The sequence below is a fragment of the Paenibacillus sp. S33 genome (assembly GCF_053615415.1).
In genome coordinates this window covers 4,837,125-4,856,681 of record NZ_JBSIEZ010000001.1, presented here as the reverse complement: position 1 = coordinate 4,856,681, position 19,557 = coordinate 4,837,125, and the positions used below count along the sequence as shown (strand labels likewise).

The 19,557-nt window shown below is 45.9% G+C and carries 21 protein-coding genes and 1 other annotated feature; all 21 genes read left to right on the top strand.

Annotation, left to right across the window (positions count from 1 at the left end; translation table 11 throughout):
- The first annotated feature begins 11 nt into the window (after positions 1–11).
- The 21 genes from disA to rpoB all read left to right on the top strand — a co-directional run bounded on the left by disA (position 12) and on the right by rpoB (position 19,511).
- The gene (gene disA / locus ACWGXJ_RS22180) at positions 12–1,088 is read left to right on the top strand and encodes a DNA integrity scanning diadenylate cyclase DisA (protein WP_013312183.1); all 1,077 of its coding nucleotides are present in this window, start codon (positions 12–14) and stop codon (positions 1,086–1,088) included.
- A 54-nt stretch (positions 1,089–1,142) separates the two neighbouring features.
- Positions 1,143–1,889, top strand: a complete 747-nt coding sequence (gene pssA, locus ACWGXJ_RS22175; RefSeq protein WP_025723803.1) for a CDP-diacylglycerol--serine O-phosphatidyltransferase — start codon at positions 1,143–1,145, stop codon at positions 1,887–1,889.
- A 194-nt stretch (positions 1,890–2,083) separates the two neighbouring features.
- Positions 2,084–3,169, top strand: coding sequence for a PIN/TRAM domain-containing protein (locus tag ACWGXJ_RS22170; RefSeq protein WP_039274953.1), 1,086 nt, complete (start codon positions 2,084–2,086; stop codon positions 3,167–3,169).
- A gap of 69 nt (positions 3,170–3,238) precedes the next feature.
- Complete coding sequence (gene ispD / locus ACWGXJ_RS22165; RefSeq protein WP_061831389.1) at positions 3,239–3,937, top strand: 2-C-methyl-D-erythritol 4-phosphate cytidylyltransferase; 699 nt, start codon at positions 3,239–3,241, stop codon at positions 3,935–3,937.
- On the top strand, positions 3,934–4,410 hold the full coding sequence (ispF, locus tag ACWGXJ_RS22160; protein ID WP_452567597.1) for a 2-C-methyl-D-erythritol 2,4-cyclodiphosphate synthase: 477 nt from the start codon (positions 3,934–3,936) through the stop codon (positions 4,408–4,410). The genes ispD and ispF overlap by 4 nt, the downstream gene beginning before the upstream one ends.
- 39 nt (positions 4,411–4,449) lie before the next feature.
- Positions 4,450–5,910 (top strand): glutamate--tRNA ligase, encoded by a 1,461-nt coding sequence (gltX, locus tag ACWGXJ_RS22155; RefSeq protein ID WP_452567596.1) that lies wholly within the window; start codon positions 4,450–4,452, stop codon positions 5,908–5,910.
- A gap of 486 nt (positions 5,911–6,396) precedes the next feature.
- Positions 6,397–7,077, top strand: coding sequence for a serine O-acetyltransferase (cysE, locus tag ACWGXJ_RS22150; protein ID WP_235306431.1), 681 nt, complete (start codon positions 6,397–6,399; stop codon positions 7,075–7,077).
- Positions 7,078–7,101: 24 nt separating this feature from the next.
- Positions 7,102–8,505 carry a cysteine--tRNA ligase gene (gene cysS, locus ACWGXJ_RS22145; protein WP_452567595.1) on the top strand — a complete coding sequence of 468 codons (1,404 nt, stop codon included), beginning with the start codon at positions 7,102–7,104 and terminating at the stop codon, positions 8,503–8,505.
- Positions 8,502–8,960: a Mini-ribonuclease 3 gene (locus ACWGXJ_RS22140; protein WP_069290482.1), complete on the top strand. Its 459-nt coding sequence runs from the start codon at positions 8,502–8,504 to the stop codon at positions 8,958–8,960. The genes cysS and ACWGXJ_RS22140 overlap by 4 nt, the downstream gene beginning before the upstream one ends.
- 55 nt (positions 8,961–9,015) lie before the next feature.
- Positions 9,016–9,762: a 23S rRNA (guanosine(2251)-2'-O)-methyltransferase RlmB gene (gene rlmB, locus ACWGXJ_RS22135; RefSeq protein ID WP_013312173.1), complete on the top strand. Its 747-nt coding sequence runs from the start codon at positions 9,016–9,018 to the stop codon at positions 9,760–9,762.
- Positions 9,763–9,766: 4 nt separating this feature from the next.
- The gene (locus tag ACWGXJ_RS22130) at positions 9,767–10,288 is read left to right on the top strand and encodes an NYN domain-containing protein (protein ID WP_007432599.1); all 522 of its coding nucleotides are present in this window, start codon (positions 9,767–9,769) and stop codon (positions 10,286–10,288) included.
- Between the two features lie 162 nt (positions 10,289–10,450).
- Positions 10,451–11,095 carry an RNA polymerase sporulation sigma factor SigH gene (gene sigH, locus ACWGXJ_RS22125; protein ID WP_016324748.1) on the top strand — a complete coding sequence of 215 codons (645 nt, stop codon included), beginning with the start codon at positions 10,451–10,453 and terminating at the stop codon, positions 11,093–11,095.
- Positions 11,096–11,429: 334 nt separating this feature from the next.
- Positions 11,430–11,579 (top strand): 50S ribosomal protein L33, encoded by a 150-nt coding sequence (gene rpmG / locus ACWGXJ_RS22120; RefSeq protein WP_023990562.1) that lies wholly within the window; start codon positions 11,430–11,432, stop codon positions 11,577–11,579.
- 20 nt (positions 11,580–11,599) lie between these two features.
- Positions 11,600–11,791, top strand: a complete 192-nt coding sequence (gene secE, locus ACWGXJ_RS22115; RefSeq protein WP_013312170.1) for a preprotein translocase subunit SecE — start codon at positions 11,600–11,602, stop codon at positions 11,789–11,791.
- Between the two features lie 22 nt (positions 11,792–11,813).
- A complete protein-coding gene (nusG, locus tag ACWGXJ_RS22110; protein WP_007432596.1) occupies positions 11,814–12,347 on the top strand; it encodes a transcription termination/antitermination protein NusG in 534 nt (177 codons plus the stop codon).
- Positions 12,348–12,420: 73 nt separating this feature from the next.
- Complete coding sequence (rplK, locus tag ACWGXJ_RS22105) at positions 12,421–12,846, top strand: 50S ribosomal protein L11 (protein ID WP_007432595.1); 426 nt, start codon at positions 12,421–12,423, stop codon at positions 12,844–12,846.
- 87 nt (positions 12,847–12,933) lie between these two features.
- The gene (gene rplA / locus ACWGXJ_RS22100) at positions 12,934–13,626 is read left to right on the top strand and encodes a 50S ribosomal protein L1 (RefSeq protein ID WP_013312169.1); all 693 of its coding nucleotides are present in this window, start codon (positions 12,934–12,936) and stop codon (positions 13,624–13,626) included.
- Positions 13,627–13,694: 68 nt separating this feature from the next.
- Positions 13,695–13,846 (top strand) — a sequence feature (ribosomal protein L10 leader region).
- 74 nt (positions 13,847–13,920) lie between these two features.
- Positions 13,921–14,424, top strand: coding sequence for a 50S ribosomal protein L10 (gene rplJ / locus ACWGXJ_RS22095; protein WP_013312168.1), 504 nt, complete (start codon positions 13,921–13,923; stop codon positions 14,422–14,424).
- 68 nt (positions 14,425–14,492) lie between these two features.
- The gene (gene rplL / locus ACWGXJ_RS22090) at positions 14,493–14,858 is read left to right on the top strand and encodes a 50S ribosomal protein L7/L12 (RefSeq protein WP_010348819.1); all 366 of its coding nucleotides are present in this window, start codon (positions 14,493–14,495) and stop codon (positions 14,856–14,858) included.
- A gap of 148 nt (positions 14,859–15,006) precedes the next feature.
- Positions 15,007–15,609 carry a class I SAM-dependent methyltransferase gene (locus tag ACWGXJ_RS22085; RefSeq protein ID WP_061831395.1) on the top strand — a complete coding sequence of 201 codons (603 nt, stop codon included), beginning with the start codon at positions 15,007–15,009 and terminating at the stop codon, positions 15,607–15,609.
- A 356-nt stretch (positions 15,610–15,965) separates the two neighbouring features.
- Positions 15,966–19,511, top strand: coding sequence for a DNA-directed RNA polymerase subunit beta (rpoB, locus tag ACWGXJ_RS22080; RefSeq protein ID WP_250260335.1), 3,546 nt, complete (start codon positions 15,966–15,968; stop codon positions 19,509–19,511).
- The last annotated feature ends 46 nt before the right edge of the window (positions 19,512–19,557 follow it).

Here is a 19,557-nt window from a genome sequence, read left to right as displayed (position 1 = left end):
GGGCATTGAGAATGAAAGAAGCGAGCCAACTGGATAAAATGAACGATTTGCTGCGGCTTGTGGCACCGGGAACTCCCTTTCGCGACGGGTTGGAAAACGTTTTGCGTGCCAAAACGGGTGCTCTTCTGGTCGTTGGCTACAGCCCAGAAGTTATGGAAGTCGTGGATGGCGGTTTCTCCATCAATTGTGATTTTTCGCCGAACTATTTGTATGAATTGGCTAAAATGGACGGCGCAATCATATTGAGCGAGGATTTAAAACGAATTTTATATGCCAATACACAACTGATTCCGGACTCCTCCATTTCTTCAATTGAGACAGGAATTCGGCACCGGACAGCAGAACGAGTTGCAAAGCAAACTGGCAAATTAGTTGTGTCTATTTCCCAGCGGCGTAATATTATTACCTTGTATCAGGGGACATTACGGTATGCGCTCAAGGAAATCGGAGTTATTTTAACGAAAGCTAATCAGGCTATTCAGACGTTAGAAAAATATAGATCCGTGTTGGGGCAAGCCTCTACGAATTTGACAGCATCTGAATTTGAAGAGCTGGTTACCATGCCGGAAGTCGTTAATGTCATCCAGCGGATCGAAATGGTGCTGCGCATCAAAATGGAAATCAAACGATTTATTAACGAGCTCGGAAATGAGGGCCGTCTGATTAGTATGCAGATGGAAGAGCTTGTCAGCAACATTGAAGAAGAAGCTTGGTTGCTGTATAAGGATTATGCCAAAGACGATAGCGACGAGAAGATTCGTGAAATTATATTGGGACTCAAACGTTCTACGGACGACGAATTGTTGGATGTGAATCATATTGTACGCTTACTAGGCTACCCTTCTTCAGCTGCGACATCAGAGGAGTATATTGCTGCACGTGGCTATCGGGTACTGAACAAGATACCGCGTTTGCCAAATGTGATTATTCATAATCTGGTGGAGCGGTTTGGACGTTTTCCACATGTCATCACAGCAACGATAGAAGAACTGGATGAAGTGGATGGTATTGGAGAGGTTCGTGCGCGTACGATTAAAGAAGGTCTTAAACGTTTGCAGGAACAAGTTTTCATTGACAGGCAAATGTAAATGTAATACAGTGAAAGGATTATAATGGAACAATTCATACATTGAGGTGAAGAGATGATTACCAAATCAATTCCGAACATGTGTACCTTAGGTAACTTGTTTCTCGGAATGATCGCCATTTTATTGGCGGTAGACGGAAAATACAGTCTTGCCGCTATTATGGTTATTGTCGCCATGTTGTTGGACGGACTGGATGGAAGGATGGCCCGGGTCCTGAATGCCCAAAGCGAATTCGGTAAAGAACTGGACTCCTTATCAGATATGATATCTTTTGGTGTTGCTCCCGCAGTTATTATGTACATGGTTGCTTTTCATGATGCGAATTCGGCTCTCGCTTGGACGGTTACTGCCATTTTCCCGATGTGCGGAGCGTTGCGTTTGGCTCGATTTAACGTACGTCCTGGTGTACCAGGTTATTTTACGGGGTTGCCAATTCCGGCAGCAGGTGGCGTATTAGCCACTTTGTCCTTATTCCATAACGATATTTCATTGTTATACATGTCGATTGCCATGTTGCTGGTTTCTTATTTGATGGTCAGCTCCATGAGATATCCGAATTTTAAAAAGGTCGGCCTTCCGAAAAAAGCGATCTGGGTTGCTCCATGGGTCGTAATTGCAGCGGTGGTGTTGGCTGTTAAATTCCCTGACCAGCTGTCGAAGCTGATTTTTGTGCCGCTGGTGCTGTATGCATTGTATGGTATGAAGCTGAACATTCGTAAGCTGTCACGCAGACGTGGACGTGATCGGGAGCGTTCCAGTCAGGAAGAACAGGACGATCAATATCGTCATTCACAGCGCTAGTATCAAGCAAGAACAAGAATAAGCATTTATTTCCTTGAATCATTTTAGGGAGATAAATGCTTTTTTTTTATGCATAAAAAGTGAAAACACAGGGTTAGTTATGTGGGAAATGGATCATACTGGTAAGAGAAATGCTATGTATCCAACAAGCAGCAGACTATATGCAAAGAAAATAAAGGAGGTATAGAGACTCAATGTGGAGAAAGGCTATTTTAACTTTTACAGGATTGTGCGGAGCATGGTTTGGCTATACGTTATACCAGCGGGTAGGAGGCATTGTATCGTGGATGCCACAATGGTTGAGTGATGGGTCTTTACCGGGAATGATTGTTTGGATGATGGCGGGAGCAGTGCTATTTATGGCTGGGTGTTCATTCGCAGGGGCATCCGTGGCAAATCGATTGCAGCAGGGCATTGAAGGCTTGGTACGAATTCCGATGAACGAGATGATGGCAGGTGTGATTGGTTTAGCGGTGGGATTGACGCTTTCCTTAGCAGTTTATCCGCTTTTTTCATGGTTGGGGGCCCCAGGTCAACTTATCCAGACCGCTGTTACCGTGATATGCGGATATGTAGGATTGATGGTTGGACTAGAAAAGCGGGACGAGCTGTCATCCTTTTGGAGTTCTGGTTTTTTTGGTCGGGGAACGGGTGTAGAAGAACGCAAGCTGGAGGAACATAAAATATTGGACACCAGCGTCATTATAGATGGACGTATTGCAGATATTTGCAAGACAGGTTTTATTGAAGGAACGATTGTGATTCCTGAATTTGTGCTGGAGGAGCTTCAGCATATTGCAGATTCATCAGATTTACTTAAGCGTAATCGTGGACGCCGGGGTCTGGATATTTTGAATAAAATCCAAAAAGAGCTGGATGTGAATGTGCTCATTTACGAAGGTGATTTTGAGGAAATTTCAGAGGTCGACAGTAAGCTGGTCAAGCTGGCAAAGGTGTTGCAGGGTAAAGTTGTAACTAATGATTTTAACCTGAATAAAGTATGCGAACTGCAAGGTGTATCGGTGCTAAATATTAACGATTTGGCGAATGCAGTGAAGCCTGTCGTATTGCCCGGCGAGGAAATTATGGTGCAGATTATTAAAGACGGCAAGGAGCATGGGCAGGGTGTAGCCTATCTGGATGATGGCACGATGATTGTTGTAGAAGGCGGACGTGACTATATTGGCTCTCTGATGGAGGTACTGGTCACGAGTGTACTTCAGACCTCTGCCGGTCGTATGATCTTTGCTAAACCAAAATTATTGGAAAAAGCTCAATAAACGCGGTATGATGAAGTAGATGTGTTATCATACGGATCGTCCAAAGCGATCAGGGCAGGAGTTATTTGAATGAACAATCGGGTAGGAGTTGTCATTGTGGCAGCAGGGCGCGGCTCCCGTATGGGGACGCAGGAGAGCAAGCAATTTCTGCTTTTGCGGGACAAGCCCATCTTCATACATACACTTGAAATATTCGCAGCTATGCCCGAAGTGGATGAAATGGTGATGGTGACTGGGACAGGAGATGTGGAACGCTGCCGAGATTGGATTCATCAATACAAAATCGGTAAAAATGTACGGGTGGTGGCTGGTGGCAATGAACGCCAGCATTCGGTTTATCGCGGTCTGCGCCACTTACAAGCGGATTGGGTGATGGTGCATGATGGTGTGCGTCCACTCATTCAACCTGAGCTTGTACGTTCATGCCTTGAGGCAGCCCAGCGTACTGGTGCTTCTGTAGCGGCAGTACCTGTAAAGGATACAGTCAAGCAAGTGAACGGGGATGGTATCATTACAGCAACGCCGGATCGCCGAAGTCTGTGGAGTATTCAAACGCCACAGACTTTTCGTCTTTCCGATCTGCTGCGAGCCTATGAGGAAGCGGAGCAGTCGGGATTCTTGGGAACAGATGATTCTATGCTGATAGAGCGGCTAGGAATTCCGGTTACTGTCGTTCAAGGCAGCTACAAGAACATCAAAATTACTACGCCTGAGGATTTGGATATGGCGGCGTTATGGGTAAAAACAGAGGGAGAGGATATCAAATGATCAGAGTGGGACAAGGATTTGACGTCCACCAGCTGGTGGAAGGAAGGCCATGCATCATCGGAGGTGTGAATATTCCGTATGAAAAAGGTTTGTTGGGCCATTCCGATGCAGACGTGCTGCTGCATGCCATTAGTGATGCTATCCTAGGCGCGCTTGGCTTGGGAGACATCGGGAAGCATTTTCCGGATAATGACCCAGAATTTAAGGATGCCGACAGTCTTAAGCTACTGGAGCATGTGTGGGGGCTAGCTAAAGAGCGAGGATATCGCTTGGGGAATATCGATTCTACGATTATCGCACAAAAGCCCAAAATGGCATCGTATATTCCGCAGATGAATGAAGTCATCGCACAGGCGCTGGAAGCAGAGGAGCTATCCCAGGTGAACGTCAAGGCGACCACGACAGAGCAACTCGGGTTTCCCGGACGGGGTGAAGGAATCGCGGCTCAATCGGTTGTCTGTCTTATCAAGTAAATGCTATCATCTTGAGTAATTCAATTTGGAGGAGATTATATGAGCACGGAAGTTCGTGTACGCTATGCACCAAGCCCTACAGGGCATCTGCACATTGGAAATGCCAGAACGGCATTATTTAATTATTTGTTTGCTCGCAATCAAGGTGGAAAATTTATTATTCGTATTGAAGACACAGATGTGAAGCGCAATATTGAGGGCGGAGAAGAAAGCCAACTTAAATATTTGAAATGGTTGGGTATGGACTGGGATGAGAGCGTAGACGTGGGAGGCGAGTTTGGACCTTATCGTCAGACGGAACGCTTGGACATATATAAAACGTACTGGCAGGATTTGCTGGATCGTGGTTTGGCTTATCGCTGTTACTGCACTGAAGAAGAGCTGGAGCGCGAGCGTGAAGAACAGACGGAACGTGGGGAGACACCACGCTATTCTGGAAAACATCGTGATCTAACAGAAGAACAGTGCCAGGCATTCGAAGCAGAGGGCCGTGTACCAAGTATTCGTTTTCGCGTACCGGAAGATCGTGAATATACGTTTGACGATATCGTTAAAGGTCAAATTACGTTTAATTCCAAGGAAAGCGGCGATTTTGTTATCGTCAAAAAGGATGGTATTCCGACATATAACTTCGCTGTAGCGGTTGACGATTATTTGATGAAAATATCGCATGTACTACGGGGCGAAGACCATGTTTCCAATACACCGCGGCAGTTGATGATCTTTGAAGCTCTCGGCTGGGAGCCGCCACGCTTCGGTCATATGACGCTGATTGTAGGCGAGGATCACAAAAAGCTCAGTAAGCGTAACGAATCCATTATTCAGTTCATGGAGCAGTATGACAAGTTGGGCTATTTGCCAGAAGCCATATTCAACTTCATTGCACTACTGGGCTGGTCCCCGGAAGGCGAAGAAGAGATCTATGATCGGGAACAACTGATTTCGATTTTCGATCCTAATCGTTTGTCCAAAAGTCCAGCTGTGTTTGATACCAATAAGCTTGCTTACCTAAACAATCACTATATTAAAAAGGCTGATCCTGAGCGAATTGCCAGCATGGCGATTCCACATCTCCAGGCAGCGGGGCTGTTGCCGACTGAACTGTCTTCGGAACAACTGGATTGGGCTAAGGCCCTTGTTCGTTTATACCAGGAACAGATGACTTCTGCATCCGATATTGTAGCGTTGTCTGAGTTGTTTTTCCGTTCACATCTGGAGCTGGATGCTGAAGCAGCAGCTGTATTGGCCGAAGAGCAGGTTCCTGAGGTACTTAGAGCTTTTGCAGGTAAAGTTGAAGCGAGTGAGGAATTTACAGCTCCACAAATGGCTAAGCTGATCAAGGAAGTTCAAAAGGAAACGGGTTTTAAGGGAAAACAACTATTCATGCCGATTCGTGTGGCTCTTACAGGCCAAACGCATGGACGAGATCTGAATGAAACCATCTTTTTGCTCGGACGTGACAAGGTACTGGATCGTCTCAAGGCACAAATTAAAGGCTGATATTTCTTGTCAATTTGTTGTCTTTTCGCTATAATGACTCCATTGATACGGATTGATATTTACGTGTAAAGGCTGCGAACAGGAGAAGTACACTGCATATGGGCATCTGCCAGAGAGGACGGTCGAGGGGAAACTCCAGGCTGAGAGCCGTCCAGATGACCTGCGGAGGAAATGCGCCTGGGAGCCGTGCGCCCGAACTTTCATTAGCGTCAAATGCTGATGTGACAAGGGCGTGCCGAGTCGTTCCCGTTACAGGACGCCAAAGACGGACTGTCTGCTTTTTATGCAGCAGATATGTTCGAAGCAGAGTGGGACCACGTTCATGCGTCTCTGCAGCTTAGGCTGCGGAGACGCTTTTTCTTTTTTATCAGACTCAGACTCGTTATAGATTGAAAAATGTCGAAGAGTGCTGGTGGATGCGAAAATTGGCGGAACGTGAAGTGTTGTGATGATGCGGCAAGGATATGAAGGGAATAGGAGGGCGACATGTTCAGACATTTCAAATCCGACATTCAGACTGTTTTGGATAATGATCCGGCCGCCCGGAGTAAGCTGGAGGTCATTTTTACGTATTCCGGCGTTCATGCCCTTTGGGCACATCGAATCGCACATTGGTTTTATTTGCGAAACTGGTGTACTCTAGCCCGTGTTATATCCCAGGTATCAAGGTTTATGACAGGCATTGAAATTCATCCTGGCGCTCGTATCGGAAATCGGCTGTTCATTGATCATGGCATGGGAGTTGTCATCGGTGAAACCTGTGAGATTGGCGACGATGTCATATTGTATCAGGGGGTCACACTCGGCGGGACTGGGAAAGAGAAAGGGAAGCGCCATCCGACCATTGGGAATAATGTTGTTATCGGCTCCGGTGCAAAGATATTAGGCTCTTTCACGATTGGGGCACAATCCAACATTGGCTCTAACTCGGTTGTGCTCAAAGAAGTTCCACCAAACAGTACGGTGGTGGGCATCCCGGGGCGAGTTGTCAGACAGGATGGTAGGCGTCCAGACCGACTTAGTCATCAATTGCCTGATCCGGTTGTGGACTCTATGCGAGAACTTCAACGGGAAATAGAACGTTTGCGTGCAGAAATGTCTGATTTGAAGGATGAGGCATCTGCTCAGAAACATCAGGTGACCCAAGAGAATAAATTAGAAAAATGATTTTCATGAGGGAGGAACATAACAATGCCGCTTCAAATTTATAATACAATGACGAGGAGTCGGGAGCCTTTTGTGCCACTGGAGCCTGGAAAGGTTAAAATGTATGTATGCGGACCTACCGTGTATGATTACATTCATATTGGCAATGCACGACCTGTAATTGTATTTGACGTGGTGCGCAGCTACCTGGAGTACTTGGGCTATGATGTAAACTATGTGGTGAATTTTACGGATGTCGATGATAAATTAATCCGCAAAGCTCGGGAACTTGGTATGGATGTTTCGGCAGTTGCTGAGAAATTTATTGCTGCCTACCATGAGGATCTGGCAGGATTGAATGTTCCTGCTGCCAGTATGAACCCTCGTGTAACAGAGAGCATGGACCTGATTATTGATTTTATTAAGGAATTGGTAGACAAGGACTATGCCTATGAGAATGATGGCGATGTGTTCTATCGAACCAAAAAGTTCAAAGATTACGGACAACTGTCAGGTCAAAATCTGGAAGAGCTTCAGTTCGGTATTCGCATCAATGTGGATGAGCGCAAGGAAAATGCTGAGGACTTTGTACTCTGGAAGGCAGCGAAACCGGGCGAAATTTATTGGTCGAGCCCTTGGGGAGATGGACGACCAGGCTGGCATATCGAATGCTCTGCTATGGCTCGCCATTATTTGGGGGATACACTGGATATTCATGGGGGCGGACAGGATCTGCAATTTCCGCATCATGAATGTGAATGCGCACAATCCGAAGCGATCACGGGTAAGCCATTATCTCGCTACTGGATGCATAACGGCTATATTCGCATAGATAATGAAAAAATGTCGAAATCACTCGGTAATGGTATTTTGGTTAAAGATTTGCGCGCTCATCACAAGCCGGAGGCTTTACGTTATTTTATGTTGTCGACGCATTACCGGAATCCGTTGAACTACAACCAAGAGACTATGAGTCAGGCAGAGAACAGTGTCGAGCGGATCGCCAATGCAGTTGCCAATGTGAAGCATCGTTTAGCTAATGCGCTGGAAGGTAATGGGGGAGTATCGACGGAACTGCAAACGAAGCTCGACGGAATTTTGCAGCAGTTTGGCGAAAAAATGAATGATGATTTCAATACACCTGATGCGATTACTGCTGTATTTGATTGGGTTAGCGAAGCAAACCATTTGTTGCAGCGAGATGTCGTACATCAGGCGGAACTACAAGCTGTATTGCATACCTTTCAATCGATGAATAACGTTCTTCGCATTTATTCGGAACCGAGTGAAGAGTTGCTGGATGACGAAATTGAGCAGTTAATTGCAGAACGTGTCGAAGCTCGTAAGACCAAAAACTGGGGTAGAGCTGACGAAATTCGCGATCTGTTGGCTGCAAAAGGCATTGTGCTTGAAGATACGGCGCAGGGTATGCGGTGGCGGCGAAAATGAGTGATAAGCCACTGAACTCAGGAGCATCGGCAGGTACGGGGAACTGGTTCCCGTACCCTGCGTCCAAGCCAGCTCGTTTGATGCCTCCCATTGCACTAGCTTATATTGGTGATGCAGTGTATGAGGTAGCTGTCCGGCAATATTTGTTGGCACAGCCCAACCTGCGTCCAAATCATCTGCACCGCCGAGCCACAGGGCTAGTCTCCGCCAAGGCGCAGAGTCGTATGTTGGGGCTATTGGAAAAGGTACTGACGGAAGAAGAACGCGATATTGTCCGACAAGGAAGAAATGCTAAATCAGGAAGTTTGCCTAAAAATGCTGATGTGCTTGAGTATCGTCATGCCACTGCACTGGAAGGGTTAATTGGATCTCTTTATTGTGATGGACATTTGGACAGATTAAGAGAGTTGATTACGTACGGAATTGCACAGATGGAAAATACAGAAAAATCATAAATGGGAACGGACTGGATGGAACAAGCATCGGCCGTGTCCCGGGAGGAAGCTAGAGATGGAAGAAGAATGGATTGCCGGTAAGCATTCGGTAACGGAGGCATTGCGTTCAGGCAGAACGATAAATAAAATATGGATTGCGGATAATGCACAAAAACATTTGACGCTGCCGATTACAGCTGAGGCCAAAAAAGCAGGAATTATTGTCTTGCAGGTGGACAAGCGTAAGCTGGATCAAATGGTTCCGGGCATTCAGCATCAGGGAGTGGTCGCGCAAGCTGCGCCTTTTGCCTATGTTGAAGTGGAAGAATTGCTCGCCACTGCTCGTGATAAGGGAGAAGAGCCGTTTTTAATTTTGCTGGATGAGATTGAAGATCCTCATAATTTGGGCTCCATCCTTCGTACAGCGGACTGTACTGGAGCACATGGTGTTATTGTGCCGAAAAGGCGCTCTGCAGCTGTAACTGTAACAGTGTCCAAAACATCGGCAGGTGCTGTGGAGTACGTCCCGGTCGCGCGTGTAAACAATCTGGGACAAACCATTGATCGTCTTAAAGAAGAAGGTGTATGGGTAGTTGGCACGGATGTTACAGCGACAGATCCTGTCTTTGGGAATGGAGTATTCACGGGGCCAGTAGCTATTGTCATTGGTAACGAAAATAAAGGAATGGGCCGTTTGATCCGTGAAAAATGCGATGTACTCGTCAAGCTGCCAATGGCGGGGCAAATTAATTCCCTTAATGCTTCTGTAGCTGCGGGTGTTGTCATGTACGAAGTATTGCGCGGACGACAGGCACGGGGCTAACGATATGGCTGACACGCGGGATGTTCTGCTTGTGGACGGTTACAACATGATTGGAGCCTGGCCCGAACTTTCCGCACTGGTACAATCTGGTATGCAGGAAGCGAGGGACAGACTTCTTGAACGACTGGCGGATCATCAGGCGTATTCCGGCAGAAGAGTCATCGTCGTATTTGATGCTTACAGGGTGCCAGGATTAGGTAAAACTTTTGCTCAGAGCAAAGTCCAGATTTATTTTACCAGAGAAAAAGAAACTGCTGATGAGTGCATCGAGCGATTGGTTCGGGAGCTGAGCAGTAAAAGAAGAAGTATTTACGTAGCGACAAGCGATCAGGTAGAGCAACATGTCGCATTTGGACAAGGTGCACTCAGGGTGTCGGCGCGGGAATTACTGATCGAGATTGAGGAGTCCGAAAGGGAAGTGCAGAAGCGAATCCAGCAGGATAGTGCCAAATTGTCCCGTAACTCGCTAGATGCCAAACTGAGTCCGGAGCTTCGAAAGTTGTTTGAACGATGGAGAAGAGAATAAACCAATAATTGGGGACTCCTCCATTTTGAAACCATTGACAATTTTGTTAGCGCTCTTCTTTTTTAGGTTGTTGTGGTTGACGGTATCAGGTTACATCGCGTATACTTGTCGTATATTTGAGAGAGTAACGGGTACCTTGCGTTGCAGCCGGAGGGATTGTTAGTGAGTGTGGACCTCAAGGATATCATGTTGTCAAAGTTTGATTACAAAAATGATGAAGACATTGTCGGAGCAGTCCATGAAGGTGATGGGGAAGCGCTGGAGTTTCTGATTAACAAATACCGGAACTTTGTGCGGGCCAAGGCCAGATCCTACTTCTTGATTGGTGCTGATCGCGAGGATATTATTCAGGAGGGCATGATTGGTCTCTACAAATCCATTCGTGATTTTAAGGGAGACAAGCTTGCTTCGTTCAAGGCTTTCGCCGAGTTGTGCATTACACGACAGATTATTACGGCAATTAAGACGGCTACACGACAAAAGCACATTCCTCTGAACTCTTACGTATCTCTGGACAAACCCATCTATGATGAAGAGTCAGACCGCACGTTGCTCGATGTGATTTGCGGAACACAAGTAAGTGACCCTGAAGAGCTGATAATCAATCAGGAAGAGTTTGTGGGCCTTGAGGACAAGATGTCCGAGATTCTGAGCGAGCTGGAACGCAAGGTACTTATGTTGTATCTGGACGGACGTTCGTATCAGGAGATTGCAGAGGATCTTGACCGCCATGTGAAATCCATTGATAACGCGCTGCAACGGGTCAAGCGTAAACTTGAAAAGTATCTGGAAGTAAGAGATAGTTGAAAGTAGAGGCTGACAGGGAAAAGGCTCGAGTCCGAGTCTTTTTTTATTCGTTATAGGTAGGCTATGCAGGTTTATAAGTGTTACAAATGATTTATACTAAAAAAGATGAATAATAGATATCGCCTTGATTTTTGAAGCAGCTTTTCAGAGAACAGTTTTAAAGGATGCACAGATGTTAAAATGCACCACAGCCGGGACTGCGAATTGTATGCAAACATTCGTTGACATGGAAAACCCCGTGTGATAAAGTGTTTTAGGTAGGCCTAAATTCGCGGTTTTTTTTAGGATCAATTATGAGACTTCCGGTGTTGGATGTCTTCGGGAGGTGCACATCATGCGGGTAATTATTACTTTGGCTTGTACAACATGCAAACAAAGAAATTACACAACGACGAAAAACAAGCGTAATCACCCCGACCGCATGGAGATGAAGAAATTCTGTAAGTCCTGTAACGAACAGACTTCTCATCGGGAAACCAGATAGTTTTTGGAGGTGTAGTCGGCGTGAAACGCAGTTTCAAGTCTCTGTTTTCCTTTTTCTCTGAAAGCTGGGCTGAACTCAAGAAGGTTCGCTGGCCCAATCGTAAAGAACTGACCAACTATACGTTGATTGTCATAGGGACAATTGCGTTCGTCACGATTTATTTTTGGGTTCTCGATATCGGCATTTCCGCTGTGATCGAAGCGATTATCTAGGAAGGGTTCCAGGTGGCTTGATATGGAAAAAAGATGGTACGTCGTTCATACCTATTCAGGGTATGAGAACAAAGTCAAAGCCAATTTGGAAAAACGCGTTGAGTCCATGGGCATGGAAGACAAGATATTCCGTGTTCTTGTTCCTATGGAAGAAGAACTGGTAACCAAGGACGGTAAGAAAAAAACCGTTATGCGTAAAGTCTACCCTGGTTATGTCTTAGTCGAAATGGTCCAAACCGACGACTCTTGGTATGTTGTACGCAATACACCAGGTGTTACGGGATTTGTAGGGTCGACAGGCTCGGGTTCCAAACCGACGCCATTGCTTCCAGAAGAAGTTGAACAGATTCTGAAGCATATGGGCATGGTAGAGCCGAAACCGAAGATTGAATTCGATGTTAAGGAATCCGTGCGAATTAAAGTTGGTCCTTTTGCGAATTTTGTGGGCTCCGTGGAAGAAATTTTGGTTGAGAAGAGCAAGCTTAAGGTTCACGTCAACATGTTTGGACGGGAAACCCCGCTTGAGTTGGATTATACTCAAGTGGAGAAAATATAGATTTTTCTTACAGGTTTCTTGTGGGAGGATCGATAGGTCCGTCTACCACTATTGAGTCAAGGAGGTGTCATCCATGGCAAAAAAGGTAATTAAAATGGTAAAACTGCAGATTCCTGCAGGGAAAGCTAATCCAGCGCCTCCAGTAGGTCCAGCTTTGGGTCAAGCAGGTGTCAACATCATGGCATTCTGTAAAGAGTTCAATGCTCGTACTGCTGATCAAGCAGGCCTGATTATTCCGGTTGAAATTTCGGTATTTGAGGATCGTTCTTTTACGTTCATCACCAAAACTCCACCGGCTGCTGTTCTGTTGAAAGTTGCTGCTAAAATCGAAAAAGGTTCCGGTGAACCGAATAAAACGAAAGTTGCAACTGTAAATCGCGCTGCTGTTCGTCAAATTGCAGAGCAAAAAATGCCTGACCTTAACGCAGCTTCCGTAGAATCGGCAATGCGTATGGTTGAAGGTACTGCTCGCAGCATGGGTATCACCATCGTAGATTAATTTTATTAATCTACGTGTGCCGGCAGTTTGACTGTCCGGCAAGTGTGGGAGGAATATCCGCTAATACCACATAAGGAGGAAAACATTATGGCTAAACATGGTAAGAAGTACCTGGAAGCTGCTAAGCTGATTGACAGCGAAGCAACTTACGAGCCTTTAGAAGCCGTTGAACTGGTGAAAAAGGCTGCGACTGCTAAATTCGACGAAACCGTTGAAGCAGCAGTTCGTCTGGGCGTAGATTCCCGTAAACAAGACCAGGCTGTTCGTGGTGTTGTTGTCCTGCCGCATGGTACGGGTAAAACACAACGCGTTCTGGTATTTGCAAAAGGTGACAAAGTGAAAGAAGCGGAAGCGGCTGGCGCTGATTTTGTTGGCGATCAAGATATGATCAACAAAATCCAACAAGGCTGGTTCGAATTCGACGTCTGCGTTGCGACACCTGATATGATGAGTGAGGTTGGTAAACTGGGTCGTTTGCTCGGTGGTAAAGGTTTGATGCCTAACCCTAAAGCAGGCACAGTTACTTTCGACGTTGCCAAGGCTGTTCAAGAAATTAAAGCCGGTAAAATCGAATACCGTCTCGACAAAGCCGGTCAAATTCACGCGCCAATCGGCAAAGCTTCCTTCAGTGCTGAACAGCTGAACGAGAATCTTAAAGCCTTGGTTGAAGCCTTGAACCGTGCGAAGCCAGCGGCTGCTAAAGGTGTATACCTGAAAAACATCGCTATTTCTTCGACTATGGGACCAAGTGCACGTGTGAACGCATCTGTTTACAGATAATATTTTGATTGACATGTTCAATCAAATTTGTTATTCTATAAAAGTTGTGAGTCCTTGTGACTGACCATTAAAGTTGAATATGCTTACCGTAGACAGTAGGTGCCTTTGGGCTTAATTTCCTACCGAGGTGTTATGATAGAACGTTTCATGTGACGGGCTTGTCCCGTCCATGTAGATTTATCAAGCCTTCGTACTCTACGGAGGCTTTTTTCATGCTTATGAAAGCAAGCTTTGTAAGATCACCAGAGTGGGTGCTTCGAACAAAGCGGATAAATTGATCAGGAGGTGTACAGTTTGGCAAATGCAAAGGTGATTCAAGCAAAACAAGAAGCTGTTGAAGTTGTAGCTGCAAAATTGCGCGAGAGCGTAACGACTGTGGTTGCAGACTATCGCGGTCTGAATGTTGCCCAAGTAACTGAGCTGCGTAAGCAGCTTCGCGAAGCCGGAATCGAATTTCAAGTGCTGAAAAACACACTGCTCCGCCGTGCAACTGCGGCAGCAGAATTGACTGAACTGGACGCAGTATTGACAGGTCCTACTGCAATCGCGTTCGGCAAAGATGATGCAGTGTCTGCAGCTAAAATCTTGAACGATTTCGCTAAGAAGAACAATGCACTGGAACTGAAAGGTGCAGTTGTAGAAGGTCGCGTTATCGGTGTTGAGGAAATCAAAGCACTGGCAGAACTGCCATCCCGCGAAGGTCTTCTTTCCATGCTCCTCAGTGTGCTTCAAGCTCCTGTGCGCAACTTCGCGCTTGCAGTTAAAGCTGTTGCGGAAAAAGAAGAGCAAAGCGCATAAGTTAGGGATTAAACCTGCTATATAGCAGTTAAGAACAAAAAAATAAGAATTTAAATGGAGGTTCAACCATGAGTAAAGAGCAAATCTTGGAAGCAATTAAAGGTATGTCCGTATTGGAACTGAACGATCTCGTGAAAGCAATCGAAGAAGAATTCGGCGTAACTGCAGCAGCTCCAGTAGCTGTAGCAGGTGGCGCAGCAGGTGGCGCAGCTGAAGCTGAGCAATCCGAGTTCGACGTAATCTTGACAAGCGCTGGCGCTTCCAAAATCAACGTTATCAAAGCAGTTCGCGAAATCACAGGTCTTGGCCTGAAAGAAGCAAAAGAACTGGTTGACAACGCTCCAAAACCACTGAAAGAAAAAATCGCTAAAGAAGAAGCTGAATCCATTAAAGCAAAATTGGAAGAAGCAGGCGCTTCTGTAGAAGTAAAATAATTGACTGCTTTCTAGCAGACAATGGACTAAAACAAACCCCTTGAGGTGATCTTCAAGGGGTTTGTTGCTGTAAAACGGTAGTACCAGCATGTCTGAAAGGTTATTGTAAAGGCTATGATGGTAGTACAACCGAAAGAGGTGGGCATGAATGGCTGATCATTATTACTCCAAGCGGCCAGAGACGGCGCATGAACGACGGAGCCTGGAAACAGTGCTGCGGGGGCGGTCATACCGTTTTGCCAGCGATTCAGGCGTTTTTTCGAAGCAGGGAATTGATTACGGGAGTCGTGTGCTGATTGAAGCGATGCAGCTTCCTGCACAAGCCTCGGTATTGGATGTAGGATGCGGTTACGGCCCGATTGGTCTGGCGGCAGCCGCGCTTGTCCCAGAGGGACACGTCACAATGGTTGATATTAATGAGCGAGCCGTTCAACTTGCGATAGAGAATGCGGAACGTAATGGGGTTAAGAATGTCACCATTAAGCAAAGCGATTTGTTTGCGGAAGTGAAGGATGAACGCTTTGACGTGATCTTGACGAATCCTCCTATACGTGCAGGAAAAGAAACAGTTCATACCATTTTTGAGCTTGCTTATGAGCATTTAAACGAAGGTGGAGCTTTGTGGGTAGTCATTCAGAAAAAGCAGGGGGCCCCTTCGGCGAGTGCTAAGATAGAGAGCCTTTTCGGTCATGTAGAGGAAGTTACAAAGGATAAAGGTTATCGAATTTTGAAGGCTGAAAAAAGTTTTTAAGAAAATGCAATAGGACCATTGACTTGAATCCTGGTCTGTGATATTATTATAAAATGTCAGTATTAGGATGCCCTCCATGGCTTTAGTTTGTTGAAATGTCAATAGATTTATGCGTAGTTAGGTATAGTATTTATCTCTATTACGTATAATACAACCATTTTGGGCAAATCTACAAGTGATGAAGATCTTCCGGTAAGAGGATTCTGCAGATACGGTGCTCTTTTTTCGAATGCATTCGAGTAAGGGCTTTTCTGTATTTGTAAGATTGAATCTTCTGTATGTGTCTTATTATAAGGTCACAAACAGAGGTTCGCAATGTATTTTTAAAGTGAGTAGACATGAGGGGTGAGTTTAAGTTGGCAGGACATCTTGTTCAATATGGTCGACGCACTCGGCGCAGTTATGCACGTATTAATGAGGTACTCGAGGTTCCGAACCTGATTGAGATCCAACAAAAATCCTATGATTGGTTTTTGGAGGAAGGATTAAGGGAAATGTTTCGGGATATCTCTCCAATTCAGGATTTCACTGGAAATCTGATTCTGGAGTTTATCGACTATTCTCTCGGAGAACCCAAATATACCGTTGACGACGCAAAGGAACGCGACGTTACGTATGCAGCACCGCTTCGGGTAAAAGTCCGGCTTATTAATAAAGAAACCGGCGAAGTGAAAGAGCAGGAAGTATTCATGGGAGACTTCCCGCTGATGACTGAAACGGGTACGTTTATTATTAACGGTGCGGAACGGGTTATTGTCAGCCAGTTGGTTCGCTCTCCCAGCGTCTATTTCAGCACAAAAGTCGACAAGAATGCGAAAACAACATACACCGCAACGGTAATTCCTAACCGGGGGGCTTGGCTCGAACTGGAGATGGATGCGAAGGATATTATCTATGTCCGGATTGACCGTACCCGTAAAATTCCGGTTACGGTGTTGCTGCGTGCGCTGGGCTTTGGCACTGATGCTGAGATTCTGGATTTGCTCGGCAATGACGAATATATCCGCAACACACTTGATAAAGACAACACGGATTCCACCGAGAAAGCGCTGATTGAAATTTATGAGCGTCTTCGTCCAGGTGAGCCGCCTACACTGGATAACGCAAAGAGCTTGCTAGTTGCTCGCTTCTTTGATCCTAAACGTTATGATCTGGCCAACGTAGGCCGTTACAAAATCAATAAAAAGCTTCACATTAAAAACCGTTTGTTCAATCAACGACTTGCTGAGACTTTGATTGATACAACAACTGGTGAAATCATCGCTGAAGCCGGTCAAATGGTAGATCGCCGCCTGTTGGACGAGATTTTGGCCCAACTGGAGGAATCAGTAGGACATCGTACGTATCATGTTGCGAGTGGTGTGCTAGAAAGCAATGATATTCCACTTCAAACAATCGATGTATTCTCACCAATTGAGGATGGTAAAGTAGTAAAATTGATTGCTAACGGAAATATTGATAAATCGGTTAAGAATATTACGCCTGCCGATATTATTTCCTCCATCAGTTATTTTATTAACTTGCTTCACGGAATCGGAAGTACGGACGATATTGACCATTTGGGTAACCGTCGTTTGCGTTCTGTAGGTGAGTTGCTCCAAAACCAGTTCCGTATCGGTTTGTCCCGTATGGAACGCGTAGTGCGCGAAAGAATGTCGATTCAGGATGCTAATGTAATTACGCCACAGGCATTGATTAACATACGTCCAGTAATTGCTTCGATTAAAGAGTTCTTTGGTAGCTCGCAGCTGTCTCAGTTTATGGATCAGACGAACCCGCTTGCTGAATTAACGCACAAACGTCGTCTGTCCGCACTCGGACCCGGCGGTTTGACGCGCGAACGCGCGGGCATGGAAGTGCGTGACGTCCATCCGAGTCACTACGGCCGTATGTGTCCTATCGAGACACCAGAGGGACCAAACATTGGTTTGATCAACTCTTTGTCCACTTTTGCACGCATTAACGAGTATGGATTTATCGAAGCTCCTTATCGTTGGGTAGATCCAAAAACCGGAAAAGTTACAGACCAGATTGATTACCTGACTGCTGATGAAGAAGATAACTACATTGTAGCTCAGGCGAATGCGGAATTGACGGAGGAAAACACCTTTAAGGATGAGGTTGTCATTGTCCGTTATAACAAACAGTCTGATAACATTATTCCGATGGCTAGTAGCCGTGTCGATTACATGGACGTATCGCCTAAACAGGTCGTATCGGTCGCGACTGCACTGATTCCATTCTTGGAGAATGATGACTCTAACCGCGCATTGATGGGTTCCAACATGCAGCGTCAGGCTGTCCCGCTTCTGATTCCGAAGTCTCCATTGGTCGGAACAGGAATGGAGCACAAGTCTGCAAAAGATTCCGGTGTTTGCGTTGTATCCAAATACAACGGAGTTATCGAACGTTCTTCGGCTAACGAAATTTGGTTGCGTCGTATCGAAACTGTAGATGGCACTGAAGTAAAGGGCGACATTGTTAAGTATAAATTACACAAATTTATGCGATCTAACCAAGGAACTTGCATCAACCAACGTCCGATTGTGAACAGAGGAGATATTGTCAAAGTTGGCGATATTCTTGCAGATGGTCCATCTACAGAGATGGGTGAGTTGGCGTTGGGACGTAACGTTGTCGTTGCCTTCATGACTTGGGAAGGTTACAACTACGAGGATGCGATCTTGCTGAGTGAGAAACTGGTTAAGGAAGATGTATACACCTCAATCCATATTGAGGAATACGAATCCGAGGCTCGTGACACGAAGCTTGGACCGGAAGAAATCACTCGCGACATTCCAAATGTCGGTGAAGAAGCGCTTCGCAACTTGGATGAGCGTGGAATCATACGTATTGGTGCTGAAATTGGCGCAGGTGACATTCTCGTTGGTAAAGTAACACCTAAAGGTGTGACTGAATTGACAGCTGAAGAACGTCTCTTACACGCAATCTTTGGTGAGAAGGCACGCGAGGTTCGCGATACTTCTTTGAGAGTTCCTCACGGAACAGACGGGATTGTTGTAGATGTAAAGGTATTTACACGTGAAAATGGCGATGAACTGCCACCAGGTGTAAATCAGTTGGTTCGTGTATATATTGCTCAAAAACGTAAAATCTCCGAAGGCGATAAAATGGCTGGACGTCACGGTAACAAGGGTGTCGTTGCTCGTATTTTGCCTGAAGAAGATATGCCGTTCCTGCCGGATGGCACACCAGTACAGGTCGTTCTGAACCCGCTGGGCGTACCTTCACGGATGAACATCGGACAGGTGCTTGAAGTCCATCTGGGTATGGCTGCAATGCGTCTTGGTATTCATGTGGCAACTCCAGTATTCGATGGTGCCAAGGAATATGACGTATTCGATACAATGGAAGAGGCAGGCATGCAGCGTAATGGTAAGACTGTGTTGTATGACGGACGTACGGGTGATCGTTTTGAACGTGAAGTTACTGTCGGTGTCATGCACATGATCAAACTGGCGCACATGGTCGATGATAAAATCCATGCTCGTTCTACAGGTCCTTACTCTCTCGTTACGCAACAACCATTGGGTGGTAAAGCTCAATTCGGTGGACAGCGCTTCGGGGAGATGGAAGTATGGGCATTGGAAGCCTACGGCGCAGCGTACACGCTTCAGGAAATTTTGACTGTGAAATCTGATGATGTGGTTGGACGTGTTAAAACTTACGAATCCATTGTCAAAGGTGAAAATGTACCTGAACCGGGTGTTCCAGAATCATTTAAGGTCTTGATCAAAGAGCTGCAAAGCTTGGGTATGGACGTGAAGATTCTGTCTGAAGACGAACAAGAGATCGAAATGAGAGAGCTTGATGATGAGGATGACACAACCGGCGATAAGCTGAGTTTGAATCTGGAAGGCTCTGAGGTTGGCGTAGAGTAGTTTGACTGCTGACTGACTCATATCAGCTTTGTTATATACCTTGATC

Bases quoted from the DNA above. Each gene is read 5' to 3' on its own strand.
- pssA (WP_025723803.1), top strand. From the start codon at position 1,143: ATGATTACCAAATCAATTCCGAACATGTGTACCTTAGGTAACTTGTTT.
- rplA (WP_013312169.1), top strand. From the start codon at position 12,934: ATGGCTAAACATGGTAAGAAGTACCTGGAAGCTGCTAAGCTGATTGAC.
- cysE (WP_235306431.1), top strand. From the start codon at position 6,397: ATGTTCAGACATTTCAAATCCGACATTCAGACTGTTTTGGATAATGAT.
- disA (WP_013312183.1), top strand. From the start codon at position 12: ATGAAAGAAGCGAGCCAACTGGATAAAATGAACGATTTGCTGCGGCTT.
- ACWGXJ_RS22140 (WP_069290482.1), top strand. From the start codon at position 8,502: ATGAGTGATAAGCCACTGAACTCAGGAGCATCGGCAGGTACGGGGAAC.
- gltX (WP_452567596.1), top strand. From the start codon at position 4,450: ATGAGCACGGAAGTTCGTGTACGCTATGCACCAAGCCCTACAGGGCAT.
- ACWGXJ_RS22085 (WP_061831395.1), top strand. From the start codon at position 15,007: ATGGCTGATCATTATTACTCCAAGCGGCCAGAGACGGCGCATGAACGA.
- cysS (WP_452567595.1), top strand. From the start codon at position 7,102: ATGCCGCTTCAAATTTATAATACAATGACGAGGAGTCGGGAGCCTTTT.
- rplL (WP_010348819.1), top strand. From the start codon at position 14,493: ATGAGTAAAGAGCAAATCTTGGAAGCAATTAAAGGTATGTCCGTATTG.
- rlmB (WP_013312173.1), top strand. From the start codon at position 9,016: ATGGAAGAAGAATGGATTGCCGGTAAGCATTCGGTAACGGAGGCATTG.
- ispF (WP_452567597.1), top strand. From the start codon at position 3,934: ATGATCAGAGTGGGACAAGGATTTGACGTCCACCAGCTGGTGGAAGGA.
- ACWGXJ_RS22130 (WP_007432599.1), top strand. From the start codon at position 9,767: ATGGCTGACACGCGGGATGTTCTGCTTGTGGACGGTTACAACATGATT.
- nusG (WP_007432596.1), top strand. From the start codon at position 11,814: ATGGAAAAAAGATGGTACGTCGTTCATACCTATTCAGGGTATGAGAAC.
- ACWGXJ_RS22170 (WP_039274953.1), top strand. From the start codon at position 2,084: ATGTGGAGAAAGGCTATTTTAACTTTTACAGGATTGTGCGGAGCATGG.
- ispD (WP_061831389.1), top strand. From the start codon at position 3,239: ATGAACAATCGGGTAGGAGTTGTCATTGTGGCAGCAGGGCGCGGCTCC.
- rplK (WP_007432595.1), top strand. From the start codon at position 12,421: ATGGCAAAAAAGGTAATTAAAATGGTAAAACTGCAGATTCCTGCAGGG.
- rpmG (WP_023990562.1), top strand. From the start codon at position 11,430: ATGCGGGTAATTATTACTTTGGCTTGTACAACATGCAAACAAAGAAAT.